This window comes from Rhizobium sp. CB3060 (assembly GCF_025200735.1).
In the GTDB taxonomy this organism is placed as follows: domain Bacteria; phylum Pseudomonadota; class Alphaproteobacteria; order Rhizobiales; family Rhizobiaceae; genus Rhizobium.
The window spans coordinates 559,165-581,420 of sequence record NZ_CP104159.1 but is presented as its reverse complement, the minus strand read 5'-3'; the positions used below and the strand labels follow the sequence as shown (position 1 = coordinate 581,420).

Here is a 22,256-nt window from a genome sequence, read left to right as displayed (position 1 = left end):
CATCGCTCAGTCCTTTTTGCCTGATTTGCGATCTTTGCGACCTGTATAAGCGGCCACCATCGTTTCCCCTCGCCCGCGGGACGAGGGGGATGGGCTCAAACTTCCCGGTTGTCGAAAAGGAACATTTGAACGCCCGAGTCATCAGGCGCAAAAAGCTGGCGATCCGCCCTGGTCGCCTGTCCCTCCGGGCTGGCAAATGCCCTTTCGATCGCCGCGAGGTCGTCGAAATACAGCGTTCCGATCCGATGAATCGTGGAGCCTCCAACCACCGTTGCGATGGGTCCGTCGCTGACCTCGTATTTCCTGAGACCCGGAATTTTCTTGGCGAGGGGCACGTGGACTTCAAAGTAATGCCGATCAAATTCCTCGATGTTCTTCGGTGTCGGGTAAATAACGACCATCCGAGCCATTGCAGTTCTCCTTAGTTGCTTGTTTGACGCAGATTTACTTGTGCGTTCATCCTTATCGGGTTTCGTTCAAAACCACCGAGCCTACCGTGGAGTCCAAGCTCGCCAACTCAGCAATCTTCGGAAAATAGGCTTGCATGCGCGGATCGCCGCGCATCGCCTCAATGGCGGCGGAGATCTCCCACTCGGAATAGATGACGACACTGGCGCCGTCCTTTGCCGCGATCAGCCGGGTCGTCTTCCAGCCATGGAGCGTGCGGATCACTGTGTCGATGTTCTGCTTCAAGAGCGCGATCAGCGCCTCCTTCTGTTTCGGACACAGCAAAGACGACTCCAGGGACCGAAACGGATCGCCGCGTAAAAGATTTTTTCGGAAAATCGGCGCCACAGACGTGGTTCGACCGACAATCGGATGCTGCCATCCGCAACGAACTTGTCGACCGCGTATTGCCACACCCTCCTGCCGCTACATCTAAAAGGCGAAATAATCAGTCCGCTCATCCTCGAGCGCTCAAGAAATCCCATGAAATTTTAGGAGAAACAGCCATGGTCGACGAAAAACAGCTCGTCTCTAAAATCACTTGGCGTCTGATGACCTTTTTGGGGCTCCTGTATCTGGTCGCCTATATCGACCGGCAGAATGTCAGTTTCGCCAAGCTGCAGATGGTCGATGCGCTTGGGATGAGCGAGTATGCCTATGGCCTTGGCGCATCTCTGTTTTTCATCGGTTACTTCATCTTCGAAGTGCCGAGCAATCTGATGCTGGAACGATTTGGCGCCAGCAGATGGTTCGCCAGAATTCTGATCTCCTGGGGCATCGTAACGACGCTGCTCGCCTATACGCAGAATGCAACGATGTTCTACATCCTGCGCTTCCTTCTCGGCGCTTGCGAGGCAGGCTTCTTCCCCGGCGTTCTCTATCTTCTCACGCTCTGGTTTCCGTCCGCCTATCGCGGCACGATGGTCGGGCTGTTCATGATCTTCAGCGCATTCGCCAACGCCGTCGGCGCGCCGCTCGGCGGTATGCTGCTCGATCTCGACGGGCTCTACGATATCGCTGGCTGGCAGTGGGTGTTCATCGCGACTGGTATTCCGGCCATCATCTTGGGCGTGGTGACGATATTCTATCTGTCGGACCGGCCGGAGCAGGCGCACTTTCTCACCGACCAGGAGAAGCGCTGGCTGCAGGATAAGCTTACCTCGGAAAATGCCGGCATGGACAAGAACGCTGATAACGGCTTCAAAGCCCTCGTCGATCCGCGCGTGCTGCTGATGGCGCTCTGCTATATCGCCTTTCCGCTTGCAGCCTATGGCCTCAGCTACTGGCTGCCGACGATCGTGAAAAGCTTCGGCGTCGGCAACACCGAGAACGGTTTCCTGAACATCATTCCATGGATCCTAGTCGCAATCAGCCTCTATGTCGTTCCCGCCATGGCGGCAAAGGCGAAATCGAAGACGCCCTATATCGTCATCCCGGCCTTCGTCGGAGCGCTGTCGCTCCTGCTTTCCGCACTAATCCCGGACCATACGCTGCAGTTCGCGTTTCTGTGCATCGCTGCCGCCGGTATCTTTTCCGGTCAGCCGGTCTTCTGGAGCCTGCCGTCACGGTTCCTGAGGGGCGCCGGCGCCGCGGCGGGCCTTGCGGCCATCAACTCCGTTGGCAATCTCGGCGGCTTCATTGCCCAGAACGTCGTGCCATGGATCAAAGACGCAACGGGAAGCACGATTGCCCCGATGTTCTTCCTGGCCGGATGCCTGGCCATCGGTGGCCTGCTCGTCTTCGTCGTGGAACAGCAGATATCGCGAAAAGAGCGGGTCGCCAGAGAAAGAGAGATCGGGGCCGCAACATCCCCGAAGATCTGATCAACCCATCATCTGTGATTTGGCCGCAAGCACGAAATCGTGCTCAACATCCCAGAAAGCTCCCTGGAAGCCGTATTCTTTTGCGCGTGAAGGATCATTTGTCCGCTTGAACTGGGCAAGCAGGCTCTCCTTCACGCCGAAGACCGCATCGGAATTGATGTAAGGATCATCCGGATCGAAGATGTGTGTCACCAGGGGCTCGAAACCCCTGGCCTTGATGATGTAGTGCAGATGCGCCGGACGGTAGGGATGGCGGCCGAGCTGGCCGAGAAGCTGGCCGACCGGACCGTCGTCGGGGATCGGATAATATTTCGGCTTCACCGCCCGGAACCAGTAACGGCCGTCGGCACCAGTGCGAAAAACGCCGCGCAGATTGAAATCCGGTTGTACGCCCTGCTGCTGGACATCGTAGAAACCTTCATCATTGGCCTGCCAGACATCGATAACAGCGCTTTCGATCGGCCGGCCGTCCGTGTCGAGGATACGGCCGGAAATGAACATGTCCTCGCCCTTCTGATCGAGGCAGATGTTGGCGCCCATCTCCAGCTCTGGCGCGCCATCGATATGGAATGGCCCCAGCACAGTGCTTTCCGAAGCGCCCGATGGCTTGCGGTTGTTGATCGCGTCGACCAGCATCGAGACGCCAAGCACATCGGAGAGCAGGATGAATTCCTGCCGCCACTCATTGCAGATCTGACCGGTGCGGGTGAGGAACAGAATGGCCTGCAGCCATTCTTCCTGTGTCGGCTCGATCTCCTTCACCGCCTCGTGCACTTTGCGGGTGATGACTTCCATCACCTGTTTCAGCCGTTCGTCCTTGGCATTGCGGTTGCGGCCGGTGACGACCTCGACCGAACTCTCTTCGGTGAAGAATCCCTTTTCATGCGCATCCATGTCCATCATCCTCATTGGTCCAAAATCGATGCGAAGACGCGGCGCAGCTCGGCGACCGGATCGTCAGCATGATGTTACTGCGGTCGCCTGCCCTCCCAGGCATCCTGCAACAGGCAGCGAATGGATTGCCGGTCGATCGGCCGCGGGTTCCAATAGGGGTTCTCGGTCGCGATCTGAGCGGCGCGATCGAGATCCGCTTCGCTGAGCCCCAGATCCCTCAGCGCCATCGGGGCGCCCACAGCCCTAGCGAAATCCCAAAGCCCGCCGCCGACCGAGTCGCCGAAAATCGTCGCGGCCGATGCCAGCAGCTCCGGCACCGCGGCCGCGTTGTACGCCGCCGTATGCGGCAGCATGATCGCATGCGTTTCGGCATGCGGCGTGTCGAACGTACCGCCGAGCGTGTGGCAGATCTTGTGATGCAGCGCCATTCCGACCGTGCCGAGCACGGTGCCGCAGAGCCAGGCGCCGTAAAGCGCATCCGCCCGTCTATCGATATCCCCGGGCGATGCGATGATCTCCGGCAGGCTGGTCTTGAAGGCCCGGAGGCCCTCGACGGCCATCAACGTCGAAATCGGGTTGCGGTCCTGCGCATACAGGGCCTCGATAGCATGCGCCATGGCATTCAGCCCGCTGGTGACGCTCATGCCGACGGGCAGACCGGTGGTGAGCACCGGATCGTAGATCACGACTTCCGGCAGGATGCTGGCATGGCGCACTGTCGTCTTCCGCCCGCCCTCGGTCTGGCCGAGGATCGGGGTCACTTCGGAGCCGGCATAGGTGGTCGGGATGACGATCTGCGGCAGGTCGGTGCGAAAAGCAATCGCCTTGCCGAGGCCGGTCGTGGAGCCGCCGCCAAGTGAAACGACGCAATCGCAACCGGTCTGCCGGACGACCTCCATCGCCTTTTCGGTGACATCGACCGGCGTATGCATGACAGCGCCGGCAAAGACGCCCGCCGCAAGTGGCCCGAGGCGCGCCGCCAAAGCCTCGGCATCCGCCTTCCGCTGGGGCGTGGACAGGACAAGCGCGCGCCGGCATCCGAGCTTCTCCACCCATTCGCCGGCAAGCACGCTTTTGCCCTCGCCGAAAACGATATGGGCGGGACTGCCGCTATAGACGAAATTTCGGCTCATGCTTCGGCCCCCGCTTTGCGCGCGTCATGACAAAGGTGAATTCGAGCCGCCAGGACGGCGCATCGCCGATGCTCACGCGCTCGAAGTCACGGATCAACTCCGGCTTCACGCCGAAAATGGTATCCTCGCCGAGATGTTGGTCGCTGCCGTCAACGTTCGCAATAGCTATCTAGGTATTAGGCGCATGACTCGGACATGGAGTGTCTAAACGTTCTGGAGCTCCGATCGTCAATTGGCCAATAGGCCTGACGGAAGATCTTCAATTTCCGCCCATAAATCATGGAACGATTGTTCCTTCAGCAGCGTGACAGCCTCAATCTTAAAGGCTGGATTTGTCTGAAAAGCTTGGAGAAGGCCGCGGTCGCACCGTCAATCGATAAGCTTTTTCGACCGCAGATGATTGAGATAGACGGGATCGATATCTTTGATCGATTTTGTCTTTGCGAGCCGTCACCGATGACCTCAAATTTGAGCGCTAGTCCGCTTACTAACCTCATCCAAGAAGAAGGCGCCGAAACTATCTGCAAGGCGTTCACCCGGATTTGCCGCGCCGGTAGCCGGAGTCCACTCAACGACAGGGTACTCGTCCTCAGAGTTTACGACAGAACCATCCAGGCAGAAAATAGGACCGTAACCACTACTCATGATGGTGACATGGGTTTTGGGGTAGCCGGCAAGTTTGCGATCCTCCAAAGTCCGCCAAATCATGCTGGGCACCGAACTACCCGGTATTTTATTCGCAACGATCCCATAAAATTCGGCATCATCAAACGAGCCAACTCCCAAAGTCGCGAGAAACCTGCTGTAGCTGGGAGGCATCCGAATACCCAACATCTGTTCTGCCGCTTCGACATTATCGTCTGGTGCCGGGCCGAAAAAATCGGAACTCGACGGATTGGCCTGCACGATCGCAAGTGCATTTTCAAAATCAGTTATCGCTGTCATTCTGCGCTCCTAAAAATCCTTTGCTCTCGTCCGCCAGTAATCGGACTTCCATTGATTGAAAGGGCCCCTGTCCATAGATGGTGGCGCGCTACTGTATCTGTGCCAATTGCCAGCACTATCCCGATACATCTTATCATATTGATTTGAATACATATGTAGTACGCGATCATTCTCAGAATGAAAAGTACTCTTCACTTCAGCCATAGCGCCTGGCTCATCTTGCGTTAGATGATGCAAATTAATTTCTTTTCCATCGTCGCCAAGCGGTGCAAGCCCTTTCTCCATACGCTGCTTATTAGTTCTACCTAAGTCATCAACTTTGTTCGGATCAATTAAATCATCGCGCTGATAGACTCTTCGACCGTTGACATCTTTTCTCACCCACCGACTAAGGCGTGTACTGCGCGCTCCTTCCTCGCCGCTTTCAACCGCCCTCCCGACATTGGCTCCTTCTTCGACAATGTCGTCACCGACTTTGGCCGTCTTTGCGATCGTCCCGGCCTTCCCGATACCGGCGGCGATTGTACCGGCCCCACCGCCAACCGCCTGGGTCATTCCAACGACATTCTCAACGGTCTGCGCCGTCTGAGGCGATCCTCCAAGTGCAGTAGTTATTTGCCCGGCGGCCTGGGCGATCGCAGTTGTTTGAGTTTCCCCGGTCCAAAGCTGCTTTAAGCCGGTTGAGAAATTATCATAGCCGTTGACCGCGAGTGCGGCCCCTCCAATCATGGCTGGAACACCCGGCGCCGCTCCGACGCCGGTTGCAGACGCTGCGCCGCCGACACCAGCTAGACCGGCGCCAGCGACACTCTCCGCAGCACCACCTATGGCCTGCAGCCCTCCCATGCCGCGTGTTATGACGCGACCGTGGCTTTCGTCAAACTCATGGATAGCCTGCCCGGCGTCATGAAGCTTCTCGCCGGTCCAATCCCAAGCCTTTTCGTACCAAGCCTTGTCGCCCTTGTCGTTGCCGTCGGGCGCCTTCTTCGTGTCAGTCGACTGAATATGGACGTATTCGCCTTCGGTATTGCCGTTGTTCAATGTGCAGCGATCGTTGTGGCGCTGGACCCAAATGCCATTTGCACGCACGATTCCCGAGGATGTAACCGGTTCGACAACATCTCCAACCGTGCCGGATTTGCATCCCAATCCCACGCCCGGCTCATCGCCATAACAGCATGAAAACTTGGAATCCTGGCGCTTGATGACCATACCGTTCGAGCGGACATCCGGCGAATAGTTCAGATCGTCTGAGGCTTTGCCCCAAGACATGTAGGGAACCGGCTTGTCCGGTGATTTGCACACGTCCGGCGACAAACAAACCGCAATCGCCTTGCTGTCGTCGGGAATGAGCTCGGGCGGTGGGGGATCGGCAGCGGTGGGACGTGGCTGCTCCACTGCCTTGGTCGCCTCCTTCTTGGGAGGCGGCCAAGGCCCGTCATAGCTGAGCATGGGATTGCTGCCGTCCGGCGTCTTGGTGAGCAAAGTGCCAGACATCGGCGGGCCGATGATTCTCGTATCGGCAGGAAGCCCGTAGAGGGCCGCGAAATCGCCATCATAGATCGGGTCGGGAAATTGCCTCTCGCCCATCAAGCCACTCCTTGAGCGGAACTTACGAAGGCAAGACGCGGCAGCCCGCGGCGCTCCGGCCAAGGGAAGCCAATTCGCCAGGTCAGGAAAACGCGCCCGACACCGGGCCGCATGTCGAAATGGACGCCGTCTAGCACCATGGGACCGCGCGCCGGCCCTGTGCCTCGATCGATCGCGACCTCAAGCCGGACATCGGGCAGGCGGCCGCGAAACACCCCCATTCCTGGCAGGAGGTGATCCAGTTCGAAGGGTTCGTTGCCCTGCAGCCAGGGATTTGCCACCAGGTCAGGATGCGCCGCCTGCCAGAAGGAGAAATCGAAATCGTGGGGAAGCAGCGGATGCCTGTCCTTCAGCCAGGCGTCATCGTAGGTGCCGGCCTTCCGGCTCCGATCCTCCCAGAATGGCGAAAGTGGACCAAGACCCGCCGGCGCCGGCCGGTCGCTGACCGAGCGAATGGGCGCATCAGCATCTTCGATTTGCGGCGCCGGCCACTCCGGTCTTTCGCGAAAGCGGTCCTCGTCGACGAGCCCGATCCCTAGCGGGTTTCGTTCAAATAGCTCGCCGCCCTCGATCCTACCGCCGAAGGCAAACCGCCAGTCGATCGGGACATAGGTCACCGCTTCTCCCGCGGTCAGTTCCCAGCCATCAAGGGCATCCTCTTTGTCCTTATCGACCAGCCCGCGCCAGGTCTTGCGGGTCTTCGCACGCCAGAAACGCGGCCCATGAACGCGCAGACGCTTTTGAACGGGTCCGACTTTCAGACCGCACGTCCACGAAGAAGCTGCCACGCCACCCGGAGCAAAGCCGGCGCCGATAAAGGTTACGTCCGTGCCCGGCTTGAACGGTGCCAGATCCGTGCAAGCCATTTGCGGCGTCTGGTGCGGGTCGCCATCATAAGCATCCGACATGACCAAAGGCCGCTGGACATCATCCATGACCAGCGGGCCGCCATTCGCGAGCTTGAACGTGCCTCTGGCAACAACGACGCCGAGGAGATCGCCCGCCAGGTTGTACTGGCGAAAGGCGAGCGCAGGAAAGGGCGTACGGTTGTCGACCGACATCGGCGCGTCAGCCCTGCGCCGTCGTATCCGACGACGTCGGCGATGCTTCGGCAAAGCCACCACCCGGCTTATTGAGATCGACGACCTTGCCATTGATCTGTGTCGGTCCGGATGCCGTGAAGTTGAAATGCGTCCCCAGAATGATGACCGTGCCGTCTTGACGCATGATGAACTTGGAAGCGCCGCATTCGATGACGAACTCTTCGCCGACGATCACCTTCTTGAATTTGCCGACCTTTTCGAGGGATGTCTGGCCAACATTCGTAACCTTGCTCACCCCGATCTGCTCAGCCCGGGCAATGCCAACAGTGTCCGATTTGAAAGACCCGACAATGGTGTTCATGATCCCCGACAACGGGAAGAGGTCCGATGCGGCGTTTCCGACACCGGTTCCCGATCCCGCTAGCGCCGTACCTGCATCAGCACGGGGACTAGACCCCGAGACAACGCCTTCGCGGCTGCCGAGGCCGCCGGCGCTGAGGAAGCCCAGAGCGGAGGACGCGAGGGTGCCGGCAAATGCGGCAAGGCCCGGTCCGCCACCGCCGGCGATTTGGCCCGCCTGTGAGAGCAAGCCTGCCGTTTGCCCCGAAAGTCCCTGCACTGCGCCCATCAGCGCCATCGCCATCGGCCCCGTGCCGCCGACAACCGTATTCACCGATCCGCCGACCTCGTGCTTCTGGTTGCCGCTCACTTCGACCGCGCGGTTGCCGCCGACGGAGGCGACCTCGTGGCGGTCGACGCGTTTGGTCCGGTCGTTGAGGACACGGGTCGTCTGGTCTTTCTGAGCATGGAAGAACATGTTCTCCCGACCGGCATCATCCTCGAACGTCATTTCATTGAAGCCCGTGCCCTTATGGGTGTTGGACCGCATGACCATTCGGGTCTTGTTGCCTGGCAAATCGTAGGGAACGCCGTTGCTGGGATTGGGCACGACGCCGGTCACCAGCGGCCGATCTGGATCGCCGTCGATAAAGGCGACCATGACCTCCATGCCGATGCGTGGAATGACTTGGCCGCCCCAGGTTCCGCCCGCCCAGTTCTGCGCCACGCGCACCCAGCAGGTGTCCGATCCGTCCTTGCTGGCCCTGCGATCCCAGGGAAACCAGAGCTTGATACGGCCATACTTGTCCGGATGAATCTCTTCGCCCGGCGGCCCGGCGACGATTGCGACCTGGGTGCCGCGGATGCGCGGGCGCTCGGTATGCCGATGCGGCGTCATCGATACGCGCGACGGCACCGCTTCGAATTCATTGCTGTATTCCGGCTGGTCGATATTGGTTTCGTAGGAAGGGTCGACGGCGACATGCTTTGCGCTGATGACCACATGCTCTTCGTAGACATGGTCCGGATGGGCAACCTCGTAAGGTGTGAAACGCCGGCCGGCTTCGAGAATACGTGAGGTGGAGCGGCCGAGAACCCTGTTGTGGTCGGCCTCGCTTGCCTGCATCCTGAGCTTCTGCGCCCTTTCCGCCTCGCCGACGGAGGCGATGCGGGCCGGATATTCATAGAGCTCGCGCTTCATGGCCCCCGGCATCTGCACCAGCGACGGCGTCGTTGCGGCAGGCACCATTTGCGGCGTCTCGAAATTCCAATCCGCGCCGGCTCGTTGCCCCGGCACATAGGCGTAATGTCGCATCCATTCGCTGATGTGGTTGCGGTCGGTGGACCCTTGCGCCAGGCGCACCTGCGATTCACCCAGAGCCGAAGGCGACGGTCCGGCCCATGAACTCGCACCATCGGCAACATGCAGCCGGTGGCTGCCGTTTTCATGCGAGAACCAGTAAAAAAGCCCATCCTCTTCGAAGCGGCGGGTCAGAAAGTCCAGATCCGTTTCATTCCATTGCACGGAGTAATGCTGCGGCGGCGGGGGCGTTACGACACCGGATACGTCAGGTGCGGGTATGCCGTGCTCGGAAAATAGCGTCTCGACGATATCGACGCTCGTCTTGTCCATCCAAATCCGGCAATCGGACCGTTGCGACAGCAGCCACATCTGCGGCTTCAATACCAGCGAATAGGAGCGAAGCCCGCGCGTGATCGGCGGGCCTTCGTGAAGGGCGGTGACCAGCCCGTTGAAGGGGCGGCGCATGCCGTCCCCGCCATCTTCGCCTTGCCGAACCTCGATGGAGACGTCCACCAGACGCCCGATCAATTCTTCGGGCTTCACGACTTCACGCTTGGCGCGCACGGAGAGCTGGATGTCGAACAGCGACGACACCCCCTCTTCGATCGTTACCCGCTCAGGCAGGAGCTGATCCGTTCCAAGCGGCGATATGACCCTGAGATTGCGCGTCGCCTGGATGAAATCGTTGACCGAAGGCTGATCGTTCATCTGCGCCTCATCCTATCCGCGCGATTGCAGCACCCGTCTTGCCGGCACTGCCGAGCGCCTGCCGGCGTCCGCCCACGAGATAGACCATCTGGAACAATGTGCCATTCGGTAGGGTCTCATGGATGCCCGGCCCATACAGGACCTCCGGCGTCAGGATTTTGCCGATATCGGCGCGCGTCGGAACCGTTCCAAGCAGATAGGCGCCGCGCGCCATCAAAGCCCTGGTCTCGCCGTCGGTGACGGAATAATTGAATTGCGCCACGAAGATCGAATGATGGTTGGTGTCCATCTCGCGGATGATGTGGGCCTCGTTGTTGCGCAGCCATCTTTGCAGCCAGTGCGTCAACGACATCTCATTGGCCTTTTCCGCAAACATCCGGAAAAGCGATGCTGCCGCACCCGCAGCCTGATTGCGTGCCGCGAATTCACGCGGACCGCTCGGATAGGAGAAGTAATCATAGGACGGACCGCGGCCTGCGCGCCTGACCGGCGGAAGGTCGGTCTGTCTCACCGGCTCCATTTGCAGCGCCGGCGAGGAAACGGAAAAATCTACCATGGCGACCTCGATGAAGGAACGTTCTTGAAACGGTGGAAATCGCAGCCGTGACTGCGATCTCGCGTCAAACACAGTTCCGGCGCGTCGTCAGAAACGCGCCGGAAGATGGTGCTGTCATCAAGCAGCCTTGGTCGTTGCCAGATCGTAAGAGGCAATCATCGGCGACTGCGGCGACTGCGAGTCGTCGTATGGCGTGTACTTCACTTCCATCTTGGTGAAGTTGAGCTTGATCGTCTCGACCGGGCGGTCACCGTTGGAATCGACCGAGTAGCTGGCGATCAGCGTGTTGGTCAGGGTATATTCGATATAGGTGTCGCCGGGATTGCCGGTCGTCACCAGATGGATAACTGCTTGCTTGCCGGTGCGGCCGGAGCATGCTTCCTGGAACAGCTTGGTGGACGAAGAGTCGCTGACCTTGGTCAGAATGACTTCCGAAACAGTCGGCTCGGAAGCTTCACGGTTCGCTGCAGAACCAGCCGAAGTCTTCATGTTGCGCGAAACATTCCAGTGGATTACTTCGATGTCCATCCACTTCTTGTGTTGTTCGTGGGTGGCATCGCCCTGGATACCGTCGATTTGCAGATAAATCGGCATGCTATCAGCTCTCCTGTTGGGATTTAAATCCGCCTTGTTGCGCCAAGGCGCGGTTGCCTTTCCGTCTAATGCCGCATCCGGACAGCATGTCCGTCCGAGGCTGCTTCATTCGCCGCACCGGTTTTTTCCGGATCGACGAATTCGGTGTCGTCCACCGAGCACTCCTCGATGAGGAAGCGATGGTCGTTGAAATTGATGTCGATGCGGGCAACCCTGCGCCCTGCGGAAATCGCATCGAGGAAAAAGGTCGAAAGCTCGGGAAGGAGATCGCGGGCGATCATGATCTCGATGGCGCGCGCACCCAAATCGCTGGCCTTGGCCCGCGCGACAAGCGCTTCGCGGGCTGCTGACGAGAGGGACACGGCGGTGCCGTAGGCGGCACCCACGCGATCACGAATGCGGCCGATCTGAATATCGACGATCCCGCTCAATGTATCTCCGTCGAGCGGGATGAAAGGTAAAACGATGGTGCGTCCGAGAAAGGCAGGCTTGAAATGCTTCTGCAATTCAGGAAGCAGCAGCGTTTCCAGGGCCTCTCCCTGCGGCATCGTTTCCGGATCTGCGGCAAGCGCCGCCAGAAGCTCCGAGCCGCTATTTGCCGTCATGACGATGGTGGTGTTCTTGAAATCGATGTCGCGGCCTTCGCCATCGCGCAACATGCCCTTGTCGAAGACCTGGTAGAAGACCTCCTGCACACCGGGATGCGCCTTGTCGATCTCATCGAGCAACAGCACGCCATAGGGCCGCCGGCGCACGGCTTCGGTCAGAACGCCGCCCTCGCCATAGCCGATATAGCCGGGCGGAGATCCGAGAAGCATCGAAACCTTATGCTCCTCCTTGAACTCGGACATGTTGATCGTCGTCAGATATTGGCTGCCGCCATAGAGCAGATCGGCAAGCGAAAGCGCCGTTTCCGTCTTTCCCGTTCCCGACATGCCGACAAGCAGGAAGACGGCCGGCGGCCGACGCGGATCGGAAAGTCCCGCGCGAGCAGACCGCATCGCCGCCGAAATCCGGTCGATGGCAGCATCCTGCCCGATGATGCGCTCCTTCAGCCGAGCATCCAGGGTCTTGACCGTTTCGACCTGATCCGAAAGCAATTTTCCGACGGGAATACCTGTCCAACGCGCCACGATTCCGGCGACGACGTCCTTGTCGACGACGCGGGGGACAAGCGGCGTTTCGCCGGCGACCTTCGCGAGATTGCGCTCCGCCAGCACAAGCGCCGAATGCGCTCCTTCGGAAACCATGCCGTGCAGCGGAAAAGGCGCGACATTGCTGTCGTCTACCCGCGATCCACCTGCCGGCGATGCCCCGTCATCAGCCTCGCCGATCGATGCTTCGAGACGGTCGGCCTCCCGCGATAGCCGCATCTCCTCATCGAACTTGAGCTGCAATTTCTCGATCTCGGACGAGACCTCCAACCTTTCGGCATCGATGATGGCAAGGCGAGCGGCGATCTCGGCAGTTGGCGGTTCGGCCAAGAGCGAAGCGGCCTCGAGCTCCAGCATATCCCGCTCGTTTCTAAGCCCTTTCAGGGCCTCGGGGATCGTCTGCCGGGCGAGCGAAACAGCAGCCGCGGCCGTGTCTATCAAGCTGATAGCCTTATCCGGCAATTGCCGAGCCGGAATATAGCGCGCCGAGAGACGGACTGCGGCGGCAAGCGCTTCGTCGCGAATCCTGACCTTGTGGTGGGCCTTGAAGCTGCCGACGATGCCGCGCAGCATACGAATTGCCGTTTCCTCATCGGGTTCGTGGATGTGCACGAGCTGGAAACGACGGGTCAGCGCCGCATCCTTCTCAATGAAGCGCTTGTATTCGCTCCAGGTCGTCGCAGCGATAGTCCGCAACTCCCCTCGCGCCAGCGCCGGCTTGAGGATGTTTGCCGCATCCCCTTGTCCGGATTGTCCACCGGCGCCCATGAGGCCGTGCGCCTCGTCGATGAACAGGATGATCGGCTCTGCCGAGGCCTTTACGGCATCGACCACACCATGCAGGCGACGTTCAAACTCGCCCTTAACGCCCGCCCCGGCCTGCAGCAGACTGAGATCGAGGAGCAAGATACGCACATGCTTCAGCATGTCCGACACGTTGCCCGCCGCAATTTCCAGCGCCAAAGCTTCCGCAACCGCAGTCTTGCCCACGCCAGCCTCGCCGACGAGGATCGGATTGTTCTGCCGGCGTCGCATCAGGATATCGATGACCTGGCGCAATTCTCGATCCCGTCCGATCACCGGGTCGATGCGGCCTTGGCGTGCATCCGCCGTCATGTCGCGGGTGTACAGGCGCAAAAACTCGTTTTCTCCGGCGGACGGAATCGTGCCGGAAAGCGGCGCCACCGAAGCAACGGCGTCCGAGGAAGCCGCGGCGTTCAACAGGTTTTCCAATGCGTTCCGATCGAGATTGCGCAGTGACGGGGCAATGCCGCGCATGACGATGCGCAACGACTGATCCGTCGTCAGAACGGTCAGCAGATCGGCGGCGATGACACTATTGCGGCCACATTGAAGAGATGCGACGATCCACGCCTCCCGCAGAAGCGCAAGCAAATTGGCGGACAACACGAGCGATGTTCCACCGTCACGGGGCAGGTCGGCAATCGCTCCATCAAGCTCTGTCCGCAGCGCGACAGGAGATACGCTAAGTCCTTCAAAAACGGAGCAAACTTCCGGCGCGTCAAGCAGCGATCTTATCCAGTGTGCGACATCCACCATCGCGTGTCTGTGACGTGCCGCAAGCGACGCCGCAGCCTCAAGTCCGACACGTAAATTCGGCTCAAGCGTTCTGATGAGACGATTGAGATCGATGTTGGACACTCAGAAAACCTCCCTCAAAAGTTTAAATCAGCGCGTCCTTTGGAGCCGACGAAACAACTAGGGCGGTTAATCGTCATTGTCTAGGCTCAAATATCAATTTTTCCAACGCGCGAGAATTTGCTCGATGTCACAAATCCGTCGCAGAATATACACGGTTGACAAGGCAATATCTCCCCATCAGTATCGCGAATTCCGATGATGTATTCAAAATTTCGGAGTTAACAACCTGCTGAACATTCGCGACATCGCTGCTCCACTTGATAAAAACGCGCCATGCGGAGAAAATCTTCGCGTTAATACTTCAATGCGCGAAATATACTACAGAATAAAAGATGCCAGAAACCAAGCTCGTACTGCTGAACGAGGTATTTCACCCGGCGATAATATTACGCTTTGCTCAGCTTGGACAGATGTAAGCAATCTGGGATTGCAGATTATTTCTTCAAGAAGTAAGGACCTCGAAGTATTAGCGTGGCTTGCCGAAGCAGAGTTGCGGCTTCGGGGTTTCGAAGGACTTCGCGATATCTACCTCGCGATCACGTCGCTTTTAGACAAGTATTGGGAGCAACTTCATTCGGTCGGCGATGGCGATCTGGAAGAGCGACTGGCGCCTTTGGCGGGCCTCAACGGTGTCGGCGGCGAAGGCACGATCATCCAGGCCATCAGGCTCACGCCGCTCGTTCCCGGCGCCAAATTTGCCCAGTTCTCGCTCTGGGATTTCCAGTTGTCGCAGCGCCCCAACGAGGCGAAGCGGCGGGATGAACTCAATCAGGTGGTCATGGAAGCCGGGGTTTCGGCGATGCGCAGTCACCTCGAGGGAGTGAACGGCTGCATCTCCGCATTTGACGGTCTGGTGGCGCTTCTTGGCGAGCGCTGCGGGAGCGAGGCGCCGCCAAGTTCCAACACGCACAACGTCCTTCGGGAGGCGGCAGCCGCTATTCGCACGCTGGCGGGCATCGACCCAGAGACAGATGCGTCCGCAAGCGAGCCGAAACTTCAAGCCGCGAACGCGAACTCCGTGGCAGAAGCGCAGCCGGTTCAGGCCAGACCGCTGAACGCCGATGCGATCGGATCGCGAGAAGAAGCCTTCGAGCTTCTGACTTCCGTCGCTCGTTATTTCCGCCGAACCGAACCACACTCGCCGATTTCATTGGCAATCGAGACGTTGGTCAGGCGGGGACGCATGGATTTTTCCGAACTTCTGGCGGAGCTCCTGCCGGAGCAGCAGGTTCGAAACGCGGTTCTGACCGCAGCAGGAATTCAACCAAAGTCCAACAAAAGCGGGTGAAAAATCTCGCAAAGCATAAATTTTTGCAACCTGATCTTGCCGAATTCAGAGTTGCGACAATTTTAACGTCCGAAATTTGCCGCTGGCATGAAGGAGAAGCTTAATGGCAAGTGTTCATGAGAAGCTGGAGCGGGTTCGCAAGCCGCGGGTCCACATCAAGTACGAGGTCGAAACCGAAGGCGCGATGGTCGTGAAGGAACTGCCCTTCGTGGTCGGTGTCCTCGGCGATTTCTCCGGCGATCCGACTCAGCCGCTTAAACCATTCGGCGAACGCAAGTTCGTGCAGATCGATCGCGACAATTTCGACGACGTCATGCGCCGCATGACGCCGGGCCTGAACATCACCGTCGAAAACACGATCGAAGGCAACGGCACACACATCCCGGTCTCGTTGAAGTTCGAGAGCATGAATGATTTCGAGCCGGGCTCGATCGTCAATCAGGTACCGGCGCTGAAGGCCCTGCTCGATGCCCGCAACCAGCTTCGCGACCTCATGAGCAAAGCGGACCGCTCGGAGGAACTCGAACGCTTGCTCGAGGATATTCTGCAGAACAAGGCGGATCTTTCGAAACTGGTGTCCGAACTCGGCGCCCTGCAAAAGCCGCCCGTTAATTGATCGCTCCTGACGAGCCCCTAATCGAGATCGTCCCACCCTTGTTTCGCGCAGCCGATGCCGGTCAGACCAATGCTTCTGCCGAGATCGCTGCTCTTCCTGAAGGATCGAAGAATGAGCGCTGAAACCCAATTGAAGGCCCCCGAGGCCGAATTCGCGCCGGATGAAAACCTCCTGACCCGGGTCGTGGCCGCCACGCGCCAGACCGAACCCGACCGTGCCCAGGACCTTCTGCGAACGCTGACGGACCAGGCCCTCAAGGGCACCGTCACCTACGACCGCAACCTGACGATCACCCTTAACAACGCCATTGCCGAACTCGACAGGACGATCTCCCGTCAGCTTGCCGCCATCATGCAAGCGCCCGAATTCAACAAGCTCGAAGGCACCTGGCGCGGGCTGAACTATCTGGTCAAGAACAGCGAGACCAGCGTCAACCTGAAGATCCGCGTGCTGAACGCATCCAAGCGCGACGTATCGAAGGACCTGTCAAAGGCCGTGGAATTCGACCAGTCGCGCCTCTTCAAATCCATCTACGAAGATGAATTCGGCACGCCCGGCGGCGAGCCGATGGGTGCTCTAATCGGCGACTATGAGTTCGACAATTCCTTCGAGGATGTGCAGATGCTCCAAGGCATCTCTTCCATCGCGGCCGCAGCCTTCGCGCCATTCATCTCCGCGGCAAGCCCGCGCATGTTCGGCTTCGACGACTATCGCGAACTGGCCCGTCCGCGCGATCTCGAGAAGATATTCGAGACGGTGGAATATGCAAAATGGCGCAGCCTGCGGGACAGCGACGACTCGCGTTTCGTAACGCTCGCCCTGCCCCGCGTGCTAGCACGCATGCCCTACGGCCCGAAAACGAACCCGATCGACGAATTCGGCTTCGACGAAACCCAGGGGTCAAGCACCGGCGAACTGGACCACGATGCCTATTGCTGGATGAATGCCTCCTACGTCATGGGAACGCGGCTGACCGAAGCTTTTGCGCGCAGCGGCTGGTGCACCGCCATTCGCGGCGCCGAGAACGGCGGCAAGGTCGAAAACCTGCCGATGCACATCTTCTCCAGCGACGATGGCGATCTCGACCTGAAATGCCCGACGGAAGTTGGCATTACTGACCGGCGGGATGCCGAGCTCGGCAAACTCGGCTTTCTGCCGCTTTGCCACTACAAGAACACCGACTACGCCGTGTTCTTCGGTGCGCAAACGACGCACAAGCCCAAGCTCTACGACAAGCCGGAAGCAACGGCCAATGCGGCGGTTTCGGCGCGCCTTCCCTACATGATGGCAACCTCCCGTTTTGCGCACTATCTGAAGGTCATGGGCCGTGACAAGATCGGCTCCTTCATGGAGGCGGAGGACTGCGAAAACTGGCTGAATCGCTGGATCTCCAACTATGTCAACGCCAATGACGATGCCGGCGAGGAATCGCGCGCGAAATACCCCCTGCGCGATGCCAAAGTCACGGTTCAGGAAGTTCCGGGCAAACCAGGCTCCTACAATGCCGTCGCCTGGATGCGCCCGTGGCTTCAGATGGAGGAATTGACCACCTCGCTGCGCATGGTCGCTCGCATTCCGTCCAAAAACTAAGCTGGATACCGCGCGGCGCCCAATCGCCGCGCGGATCCTCGGCAGGCCCATGATCGGAACAGCGATGGATTCCAGCACAGCGCGACCGCGTCAGATAGATCGATTGATCGCCATGATCGACGATACGCTCAATCGGCAGGTCAACGCCATCCTCCACCATCCCGAATTCCAGGCGATGGAGGCGAGATGGCGTGGGTTGGCTCTGCTTGTGGAGCAGGCCGATCGCGCCGATGACGTGAAGATCAAGATGCTGAGCGTCGGCTGGCCGCAGCTATCCCGCAACTTCGAGCGCACCACCGATTTCGACCAGAGCCATTTGTTCGAGCTCGTCTATAGCCGCGAATTCGGCATGCCTGGCGGCGAGCCGTTCGGCCTGCTGATCGGCGACTATGAATTTTCGCCCCAGGAGCCTACGGGCAGCGATGCCATCGGTGCGCTAACGGAAATCGGCATGGCGGCTGCGGCAGCGTTCTGCCCCTTCGTGGCAGCCGCTTCCCCGCGGGCAATCGGCCTTCAGCATTTCAGCGAACTCAACCGCGTGCATGATTTTTCCTGGCTCGCGAACGACCCGCAGCGCATCCGCTGGAACGGGTTGCGGGCGCGCGAGGATTCGCGTTTCCTCGGGCTCGTTGCGCCGCGCATTCTGATGCGATCGCCCTATGAGCCTTTCGCGCGCCGGCGCGACGATCATTTTCCTTTCCGCGAGAGCATCGCAGCCGATGGCAGCACGCTGCTGTGGGGTAACGGCGCCTTTGCCTTTGCCCTGATCGTCATCCGTAACTTTATCGAGTCCGGCTGGTTTGCCGATATCCGCGGCGTAACGCAGGATGCGGTGGATGGCGGCCTCTTGAGCGCGGAAGAACTGGCACCCTACGACATGGGGATCGAAAGCGACGGCCTCTCGGCCCAGGCACCCGTCGAGATACGACTGACCAGCACGCAGGAGCAGCAACTCTGCGAACTCGGCCTGGTGCCGGTCGCAACCACCTATTTGTCGGCCTCGGTCATCTTCAATTCCAATCAGTCCCTGCACGCGCCGCCGCATTATTCCAGCGAGCAGGCTCGGCAGAATGCGCGGATCGCCGCCATGCTGCAATATGTTCTCTGCGCTTCGCGTTTTTCGCACTATCTGAAGGTCATCATGCGTGACGAGATCGGCCGGCTCTCGGACGCCGGCTCGATCGAGCGCAAGCTCAATGAGTGGCTTTCCGGATATACGCTCGGCAATGATGATGCCGATCTTGCGCTGCGCACGCGTTTCCCCCTGCGCTCCGCCGGCATTGCGGTCAGCGAAATTCCGGGCAAGCCAGGGATTTTTTCCTGCACCGTGCGGCTGCAGCCGCATTTCCAGCTCGATGATGTCTCGACGAGCTTCCATCTCATTGCCGAGACCGCGAACACGGCCCAGGCCCTGTCGCGTCCCGCCCTGCCGCAAAGGATGTCCGCATGATGCTATCCGCCAGGATTGCCGAAGCCCTCGGTGAAAATGCACTGGAAGATGCGATGGAACAGGTGAAGGCGCATCTGAAGGTCTCACCGACCGATAAGGAGGCTCGGCACCTCTACATCGATCTGCTGGTGCTCGATGGCGACTACGAGCGCGCTGATGCGCAGTGCAATCTCGCCAACACATTCGCACCGGAAGACACGATGGGATTTACGCTGTTGCGCAACCAGTTGCGGGCGATGGCTGCGCGATCGGCGTGGTTTCGCGATGCGGCAACACCCGATTTTCCGCAGGGACCGAGCGAGCTCGACAAGGCGTCATTGCAGCTCGGCATCGCAAGCCGGCAGGGATCGCCGAAGGAAACGCGGGCAATGCTGGAGGCGCTTGATGATCTGCGCGGCGAGCAGCCGATGATCTGGAACGGCAAGCAGGTTTCTGACCTGCGTGACCTCGACGATCGCGTTCCACACGCCTTGGAAGTCATCATGAACGGCGGCGCCTATCTCTGGGTGGATTTTGCCAAGATCGCGGCCGTCACTATCGAACCCATCGCACGGCCGCGAGACCTCGCATTCCGCCGGGCCGAGCTCGAACTGGTCGATGGCGCAAGTGCGCTCGTTCTCCTTCCGGCGATCTATCACGGAACGCCGGCGGACGGGAAACTGCTGCTTGGCCGCGAGACGGAGTGGATCGACGAACCGACCGGGATCACTACCGGCCGCGGTCAGAGATGTTTTCTGGCAGGCGATGAACTGGTGTCCTTCCACGACACCGTGAAACTCGAGGCATCCGGCTGGACAGAAGAGACGAGGCGCTCGGCCCATGGTTGACCCGCTGGAACGCTACAGGCCACAGGAAAGGACACTTGCGCGATCGATCATCGACCGCTTGGTCGATGCCAATCCGGACCTGTCGCAAGACCCGCCCTTGAGCACGACCGAACAGATCCGCGAGCTGCGCGAAGGGCTTCGCCGCGACCTCGAAGCCCTGCTCAACACCCGACGCCGCCCAACCGCGCCGCCTTCGGCTTGCGAAGAGCTGGGCGACGCACTGGTCTCTTACGGCGTCGATGGCATGGTATCGGCGAACCTCGTTACCGACGCAGCCAAATTGCGCCTTGCCCGCGTCATCGAGCGGCGCATAACCCTGTTCGAAACGCGTCTTTCCGATGTACGCGTGACGATCCTTAAAAGCCGCTCCAACGGAGAGCGGGCCCTTCGCATGCGTATCCAGGCAACCTTCCGGGTGCATGAGGGAATGCCGCCGATCAGCTTTGAATCGATGATCGATCCGTCGACCCAGCGTTTTCTGGTGGAGGCCGCCAATGTCTGACGGCTTCCTGCAGCGCTACAACGACGAGCTTTCCGCTCTCCGGCGGCGCGCGGCGCGTTTTGCTGATGCTTTTCCGAAGATCGCCGGCCGTTTACGCATGACCGGTGAAATCGCCGACGATCCGCATGTCGAGCGGCTCATCCAAAGCTTTGCCTATTCCGCCGCCCGCGTTCGCCAGAAACTGGACGACGAGTTTCCGGAGCTGACGGACGGCCTGCTGGAAACCCTCTATCCTCACTATCTGGCGCCACTGCCCTCCATGGGCATCGTCCGGTTCGCGCCGAGCAATACGCTCGCCTCGGTCCAGACCGTGCCGCGTCACACTGAAATTTTTGCCGAACCGATCGGCGGTGAAGCCTGCCGTTTCCGCACAACGCAGGATACGGATGTCCTGCCGGTCGAAATCGTTTCGGCTTCGCTTTCCAGCCATCCGATCAGCGCCCCGCCATCGCGGCATGCCGGCGCGGCGGGCTGCCTGCGCCTCTCCATCCGTTCGCGCGACGCCAACAAGCCGCTTGGGGACATCGGACTAAAGCGATTGCGGCTGCATATCGCCTCGGCTTGGCAGCAGGCCGTCGCGATCCATGAGCTGCTTGCTAACCACACGCTCGGCTTTGCGCTTGCCTATCACGCCGACGACCGCAATCCCATCCTGTTGCCTGCCACCGAGCTTCGGCCCATCGGCTTCGAGCCGGACCAGTCGATGCTGCCCTACCCTTCTTCAAGCTTCATAGGCTATCGGCTGCTGACCGAGTTCTTCGCACTGCCGCAGAAATTCCTCTTCATCGACATTGGCGGGCTTGATGTCTGGCGTGGAGAAACGCTGGAAATCTTCATCTATCTCGACGAGACGGACACCAAGCTGGAACGGACGGTCTCGGCGCGCGATTTCGTGCTCAATGCCACGCCCGTCGTCAATCTTTTCCGCCAGACCTGCGAACCACTGACCCTCGACGGCACGCGCACGGAATATCGTTTGTTGCCCGATGCCCGGCGGCAGAAGACGCGCGAGATTTATGCGATAGAGCGCGTGCTGGTCTCCGGCCGCGGGGGCGAGGAGGAAGTATGCCCTCCCTTTTTCGGCCGCAGCCAGAAGGGCGGATCCGGATCGCTTTTCTGGCAATGTATCCGCAGTTTCGATGCCGACGACCGCACGTCCGATATGGATATCGCTTTCGTCGACAGGGGGCGGAAGGCACCCGGGCCGCTGGACAGGATTGCCAGCATCGATACGCTCTGCCTGAACCGCGATTTGCCTGAACAGTTGCCGTTCGGCGGCGGTCATCCCTATCTGCAGCTCGCCTCCGGCAGCGAAGCTGTCGGTTCCGTCGAAGCGCTGATGCCGCCGACCCCTTCGGTCCGCATGAACGAACAGCAGGGACGCAACTGGCGGCTCGTGTCGCACCTGCTGCTCAACCATCTTTCCCTCTTCGACAATGAGGGCGCGGCGTTGAAGGATATTCTCTCGCTTTACACCTTCCGGGACAGCCGCGAGACGAAGCAGCTCGTCGATGCGCTGGTGCGCGTGCAAGCCTTGGGTTCGACGGCACGGCTCGGAAGCGGCGGAATGGTGCCGGGCACGGATGTCATGCTCGAATTCGACCCGGCAGCGATCGATAGGGCATCCGCCTATCTGTTCGGCAGCGTTCTCGACCGGTTCCTCGGCCTCTACACATCCATCAACAGCTTCACCCGCCTTTCGATCTCGATGAAGGGACAATCGAAACCGATCGCAGTCTGGCCGGCGCGCGCTGCCGAACGGCCGCTTCTCTAGGAAAGGATCGCCACGCAC

19 protein-coding genes are annotated in these 22,256 nt (G+C 59.7%); 8 read left to right on the top strand and 11 right to left on the bottom strand.

All coding sequences use genetic code 11. The annotated features are described in order from the left end of the window. Positions 1-95 precede the first annotated feature (95 nt). On the bottom strand, positions 96-410 hold the full coding sequence (locus N2601_RS22095; RefSeq protein WP_104826465.1) for an EthD family reductase: 315 nt from the start codon (positions 408-410) through the stop codon (positions 96-98). Positions 411-462: 52 nt separating this feature from the next. Then, the gene (locus tag N2601_RS22090) at positions 463-732 is read right to left on the bottom strand and encodes an antibiotic biosynthesis monooxygenase (protein WP_260304918.1); all 270 of its coding nucleotides are present in this window, start codon (positions 730-732) and stop codon (positions 463-465) included. 221 nt (positions 733-953) lie between these two features. Between N2601_RS22090 and N2601_RS22085 the strand changes: the two genes are divergently transcribed. After that, a complete protein-coding gene (locus N2601_RS22085) occupies positions 954-2,270 on the top strand; it encodes an MFS transporter (protein WP_260304917.1) in 1,317 nt (438 codons plus the stop codon). Here N2601_RS22085 and N2601_RS22080 read toward each other — a convergent pair whose 3' ends face one another. The 9 genes from N2601_RS22080 to tssH all read right to left on the bottom strand — a co-directional run bounded on the left by N2601_RS22080 (position 2,271) and on the right by tssH (position 14,191). Further along, positions 2,271-3,164: an intradiol ring-cleavage dioxygenase gene (locus N2601_RS22080; protein ID WP_260304916.1), complete on the bottom strand. Its 894-nt coding sequence runs from the start codon at positions 3,162-3,164 to the stop codon at positions 2,271-2,273. Between the two features lie 74 nt (positions 3,165-3,238). Further along, positions 3,239-4,297 (bottom strand): maleylacetate reductase, encoded by a 1,059-nt coding sequence (locus N2601_RS22075; protein ID WP_260304915.1) that lies wholly within the window; start codon positions 4,295-4,297, stop codon positions 3,239-3,241. A 462-nt stretch (positions 4,298-4,759) separates the two neighbouring features. Beyond that, the gene (locus tag N2601_RS22070) at positions 4,760-5,242 is read right to left on the bottom strand and encodes an SMI1/KNR4 family protein (protein WP_260304914.1); all 483 of its coding nucleotides are present in this window, start codon (positions 5,240-5,242) and stop codon (positions 4,760-4,762) included. Between the two features lie 9 nt (positions 5,243-5,251). Then, positions 5,252-6,832, bottom strand: a complete 1,581-nt coding sequence (locus N2601_RS22065) for a PAAR-like domain-containing protein (protein ID WP_260304913.1) — start codon at positions 6,830-6,832, stop codon at positions 5,252-5,254. Further along, complete coding sequence (locus N2601_RS22060) at positions 6,832-7,893, bottom strand: DUF2169 family type VI secretion system accessory protein (protein WP_260304912.1); 1,062 nt, start codon at positions 7,891-7,893, stop codon at positions 6,832-6,834. The genes N2601_RS22065 and N2601_RS22060 overlap by 1 nt, the downstream gene beginning before the upstream one ends. 7 nt (positions 7,894-7,900) lie before the next feature. After that, complete coding sequence (gene tssI / locus N2601_RS22055; protein ID WP_260304911.1) at positions 7,901-10,225, bottom strand: type VI secretion system tip protein TssI/VgrG; 2,325 nt, start codon at positions 10,223-10,225, stop codon at positions 7,901-7,903. Positions 10,226-10,232: 7 nt separating this feature from the next. Then, the gene (locus tag N2601_RS22050; RefSeq protein ID WP_260304910.1) at positions 10,233-10,781 is read right to left on the bottom strand and encodes a hypothetical protein; all 549 of its coding nucleotides are present in this window, start codon (positions 10,779-10,781) and stop codon (positions 10,233-10,235) included. Between the two features lie 117 nt (positions 10,782-10,898). Continuing rightward, complete coding sequence (locus N2601_RS22045) at positions 10,899-11,375, bottom strand: Hcp family type VI secretion system effector (protein WP_034511314.1); 477 nt, start codon at positions 11,373-11,375, stop codon at positions 10,899-10,901. 65 nt (positions 11,376-11,440) lie between these two features. Then, on the bottom strand, positions 11,441-14,191 hold the full coding sequence (gene tssH, locus N2601_RS22040) for a type VI secretion system ATPase TssH (protein ID WP_260304909.1): 2,751 nt from the start codon (positions 14,189-14,191) through the stop codon (positions 11,441-11,443). A 229-nt stretch (positions 14,192-14,420) separates the two neighbouring features. Here tssH and tssA point away from each other — a divergent pair, with 229 nt between their 5' ends. The 7 genes from tssA (at position 14,421) to tssF (ending at position 22,238) form a co-directional block, all read left to right on the top strand. Further along, positions 14,421-15,479, top strand: a complete 1,059-nt coding sequence (gene tssA, locus N2601_RS22035; protein ID WP_260305227.1) for a type VI secretion system protein TssA — start codon at positions 14,421-14,423, stop codon at positions 15,477-15,479. 103 nt (positions 15,480-15,582) lie between these two features. Beyond that, positions 15,583-16,095, top strand: a complete 513-nt coding sequence (tssB, locus tag N2601_RS22030) for a type VI secretion system contractile sheath small subunit (RefSeq protein ID WP_260304908.1) — start codon at positions 15,583-15,585, stop codon at positions 16,093-16,095. A gap of 111 nt (positions 16,096-16,206) precedes the next feature. Further along, positions 16,207-17,685 (top strand): type VI secretion system contractile sheath large subunit, encoded by a 1,479-nt coding sequence (tssC, locus tag N2601_RS22025; RefSeq protein WP_260304907.1) that lies wholly within the window; start codon positions 16,207-16,209, stop codon positions 17,683-17,685. Between the two features lie 64 nt (positions 17,686-17,749). Further along, complete coding sequence (gene tssC / locus N2601_RS22020; protein WP_260304906.1) at positions 17,750-19,135, top strand: type VI secretion system contractile sheath large subunit; 1,386 nt, start codon at positions 17,750-17,752, stop codon at positions 19,133-19,135. Continuing rightward, complete coding sequence (locus N2601_RS22015) at positions 19,132-19,962, top strand: type VI secretion system accessory protein TagJ (protein ID WP_260304905.1); 831 nt, start codon at positions 19,132-19,134, stop codon at positions 19,960-19,962. The genes tssC (N2601_RS22020) and N2601_RS22015 overlap by 4 nt, the downstream gene beginning before the upstream one ends. After that, positions 19,955-20,464, top strand: a complete 510-nt coding sequence (gene tssE, locus N2601_RS22010) for a type VI secretion system baseplate subunit TssE (RefSeq protein WP_260304904.1) — start codon at positions 19,955-19,957, stop codon at positions 20,462-20,464. Before N2601_RS22015 ends, tssE begins: the two co-directional genes overlap by 8 nt. Next, positions 20,457-22,238 carry a type VI secretion system baseplate subunit TssF gene (gene tssF / locus N2601_RS22005; RefSeq protein ID WP_260304903.1) on the top strand — a complete coding sequence of 594 codons (1,782 nt, stop codon included), beginning with the start codon at positions 20,457-20,459 and terminating at the stop codon, positions 22,236-22,238. The genes tssE and tssF overlap by 8 nt, the downstream gene beginning before the upstream one ends. The last annotated feature ends 18 nt before the right edge of the window (positions 22,239-22,256 follow it).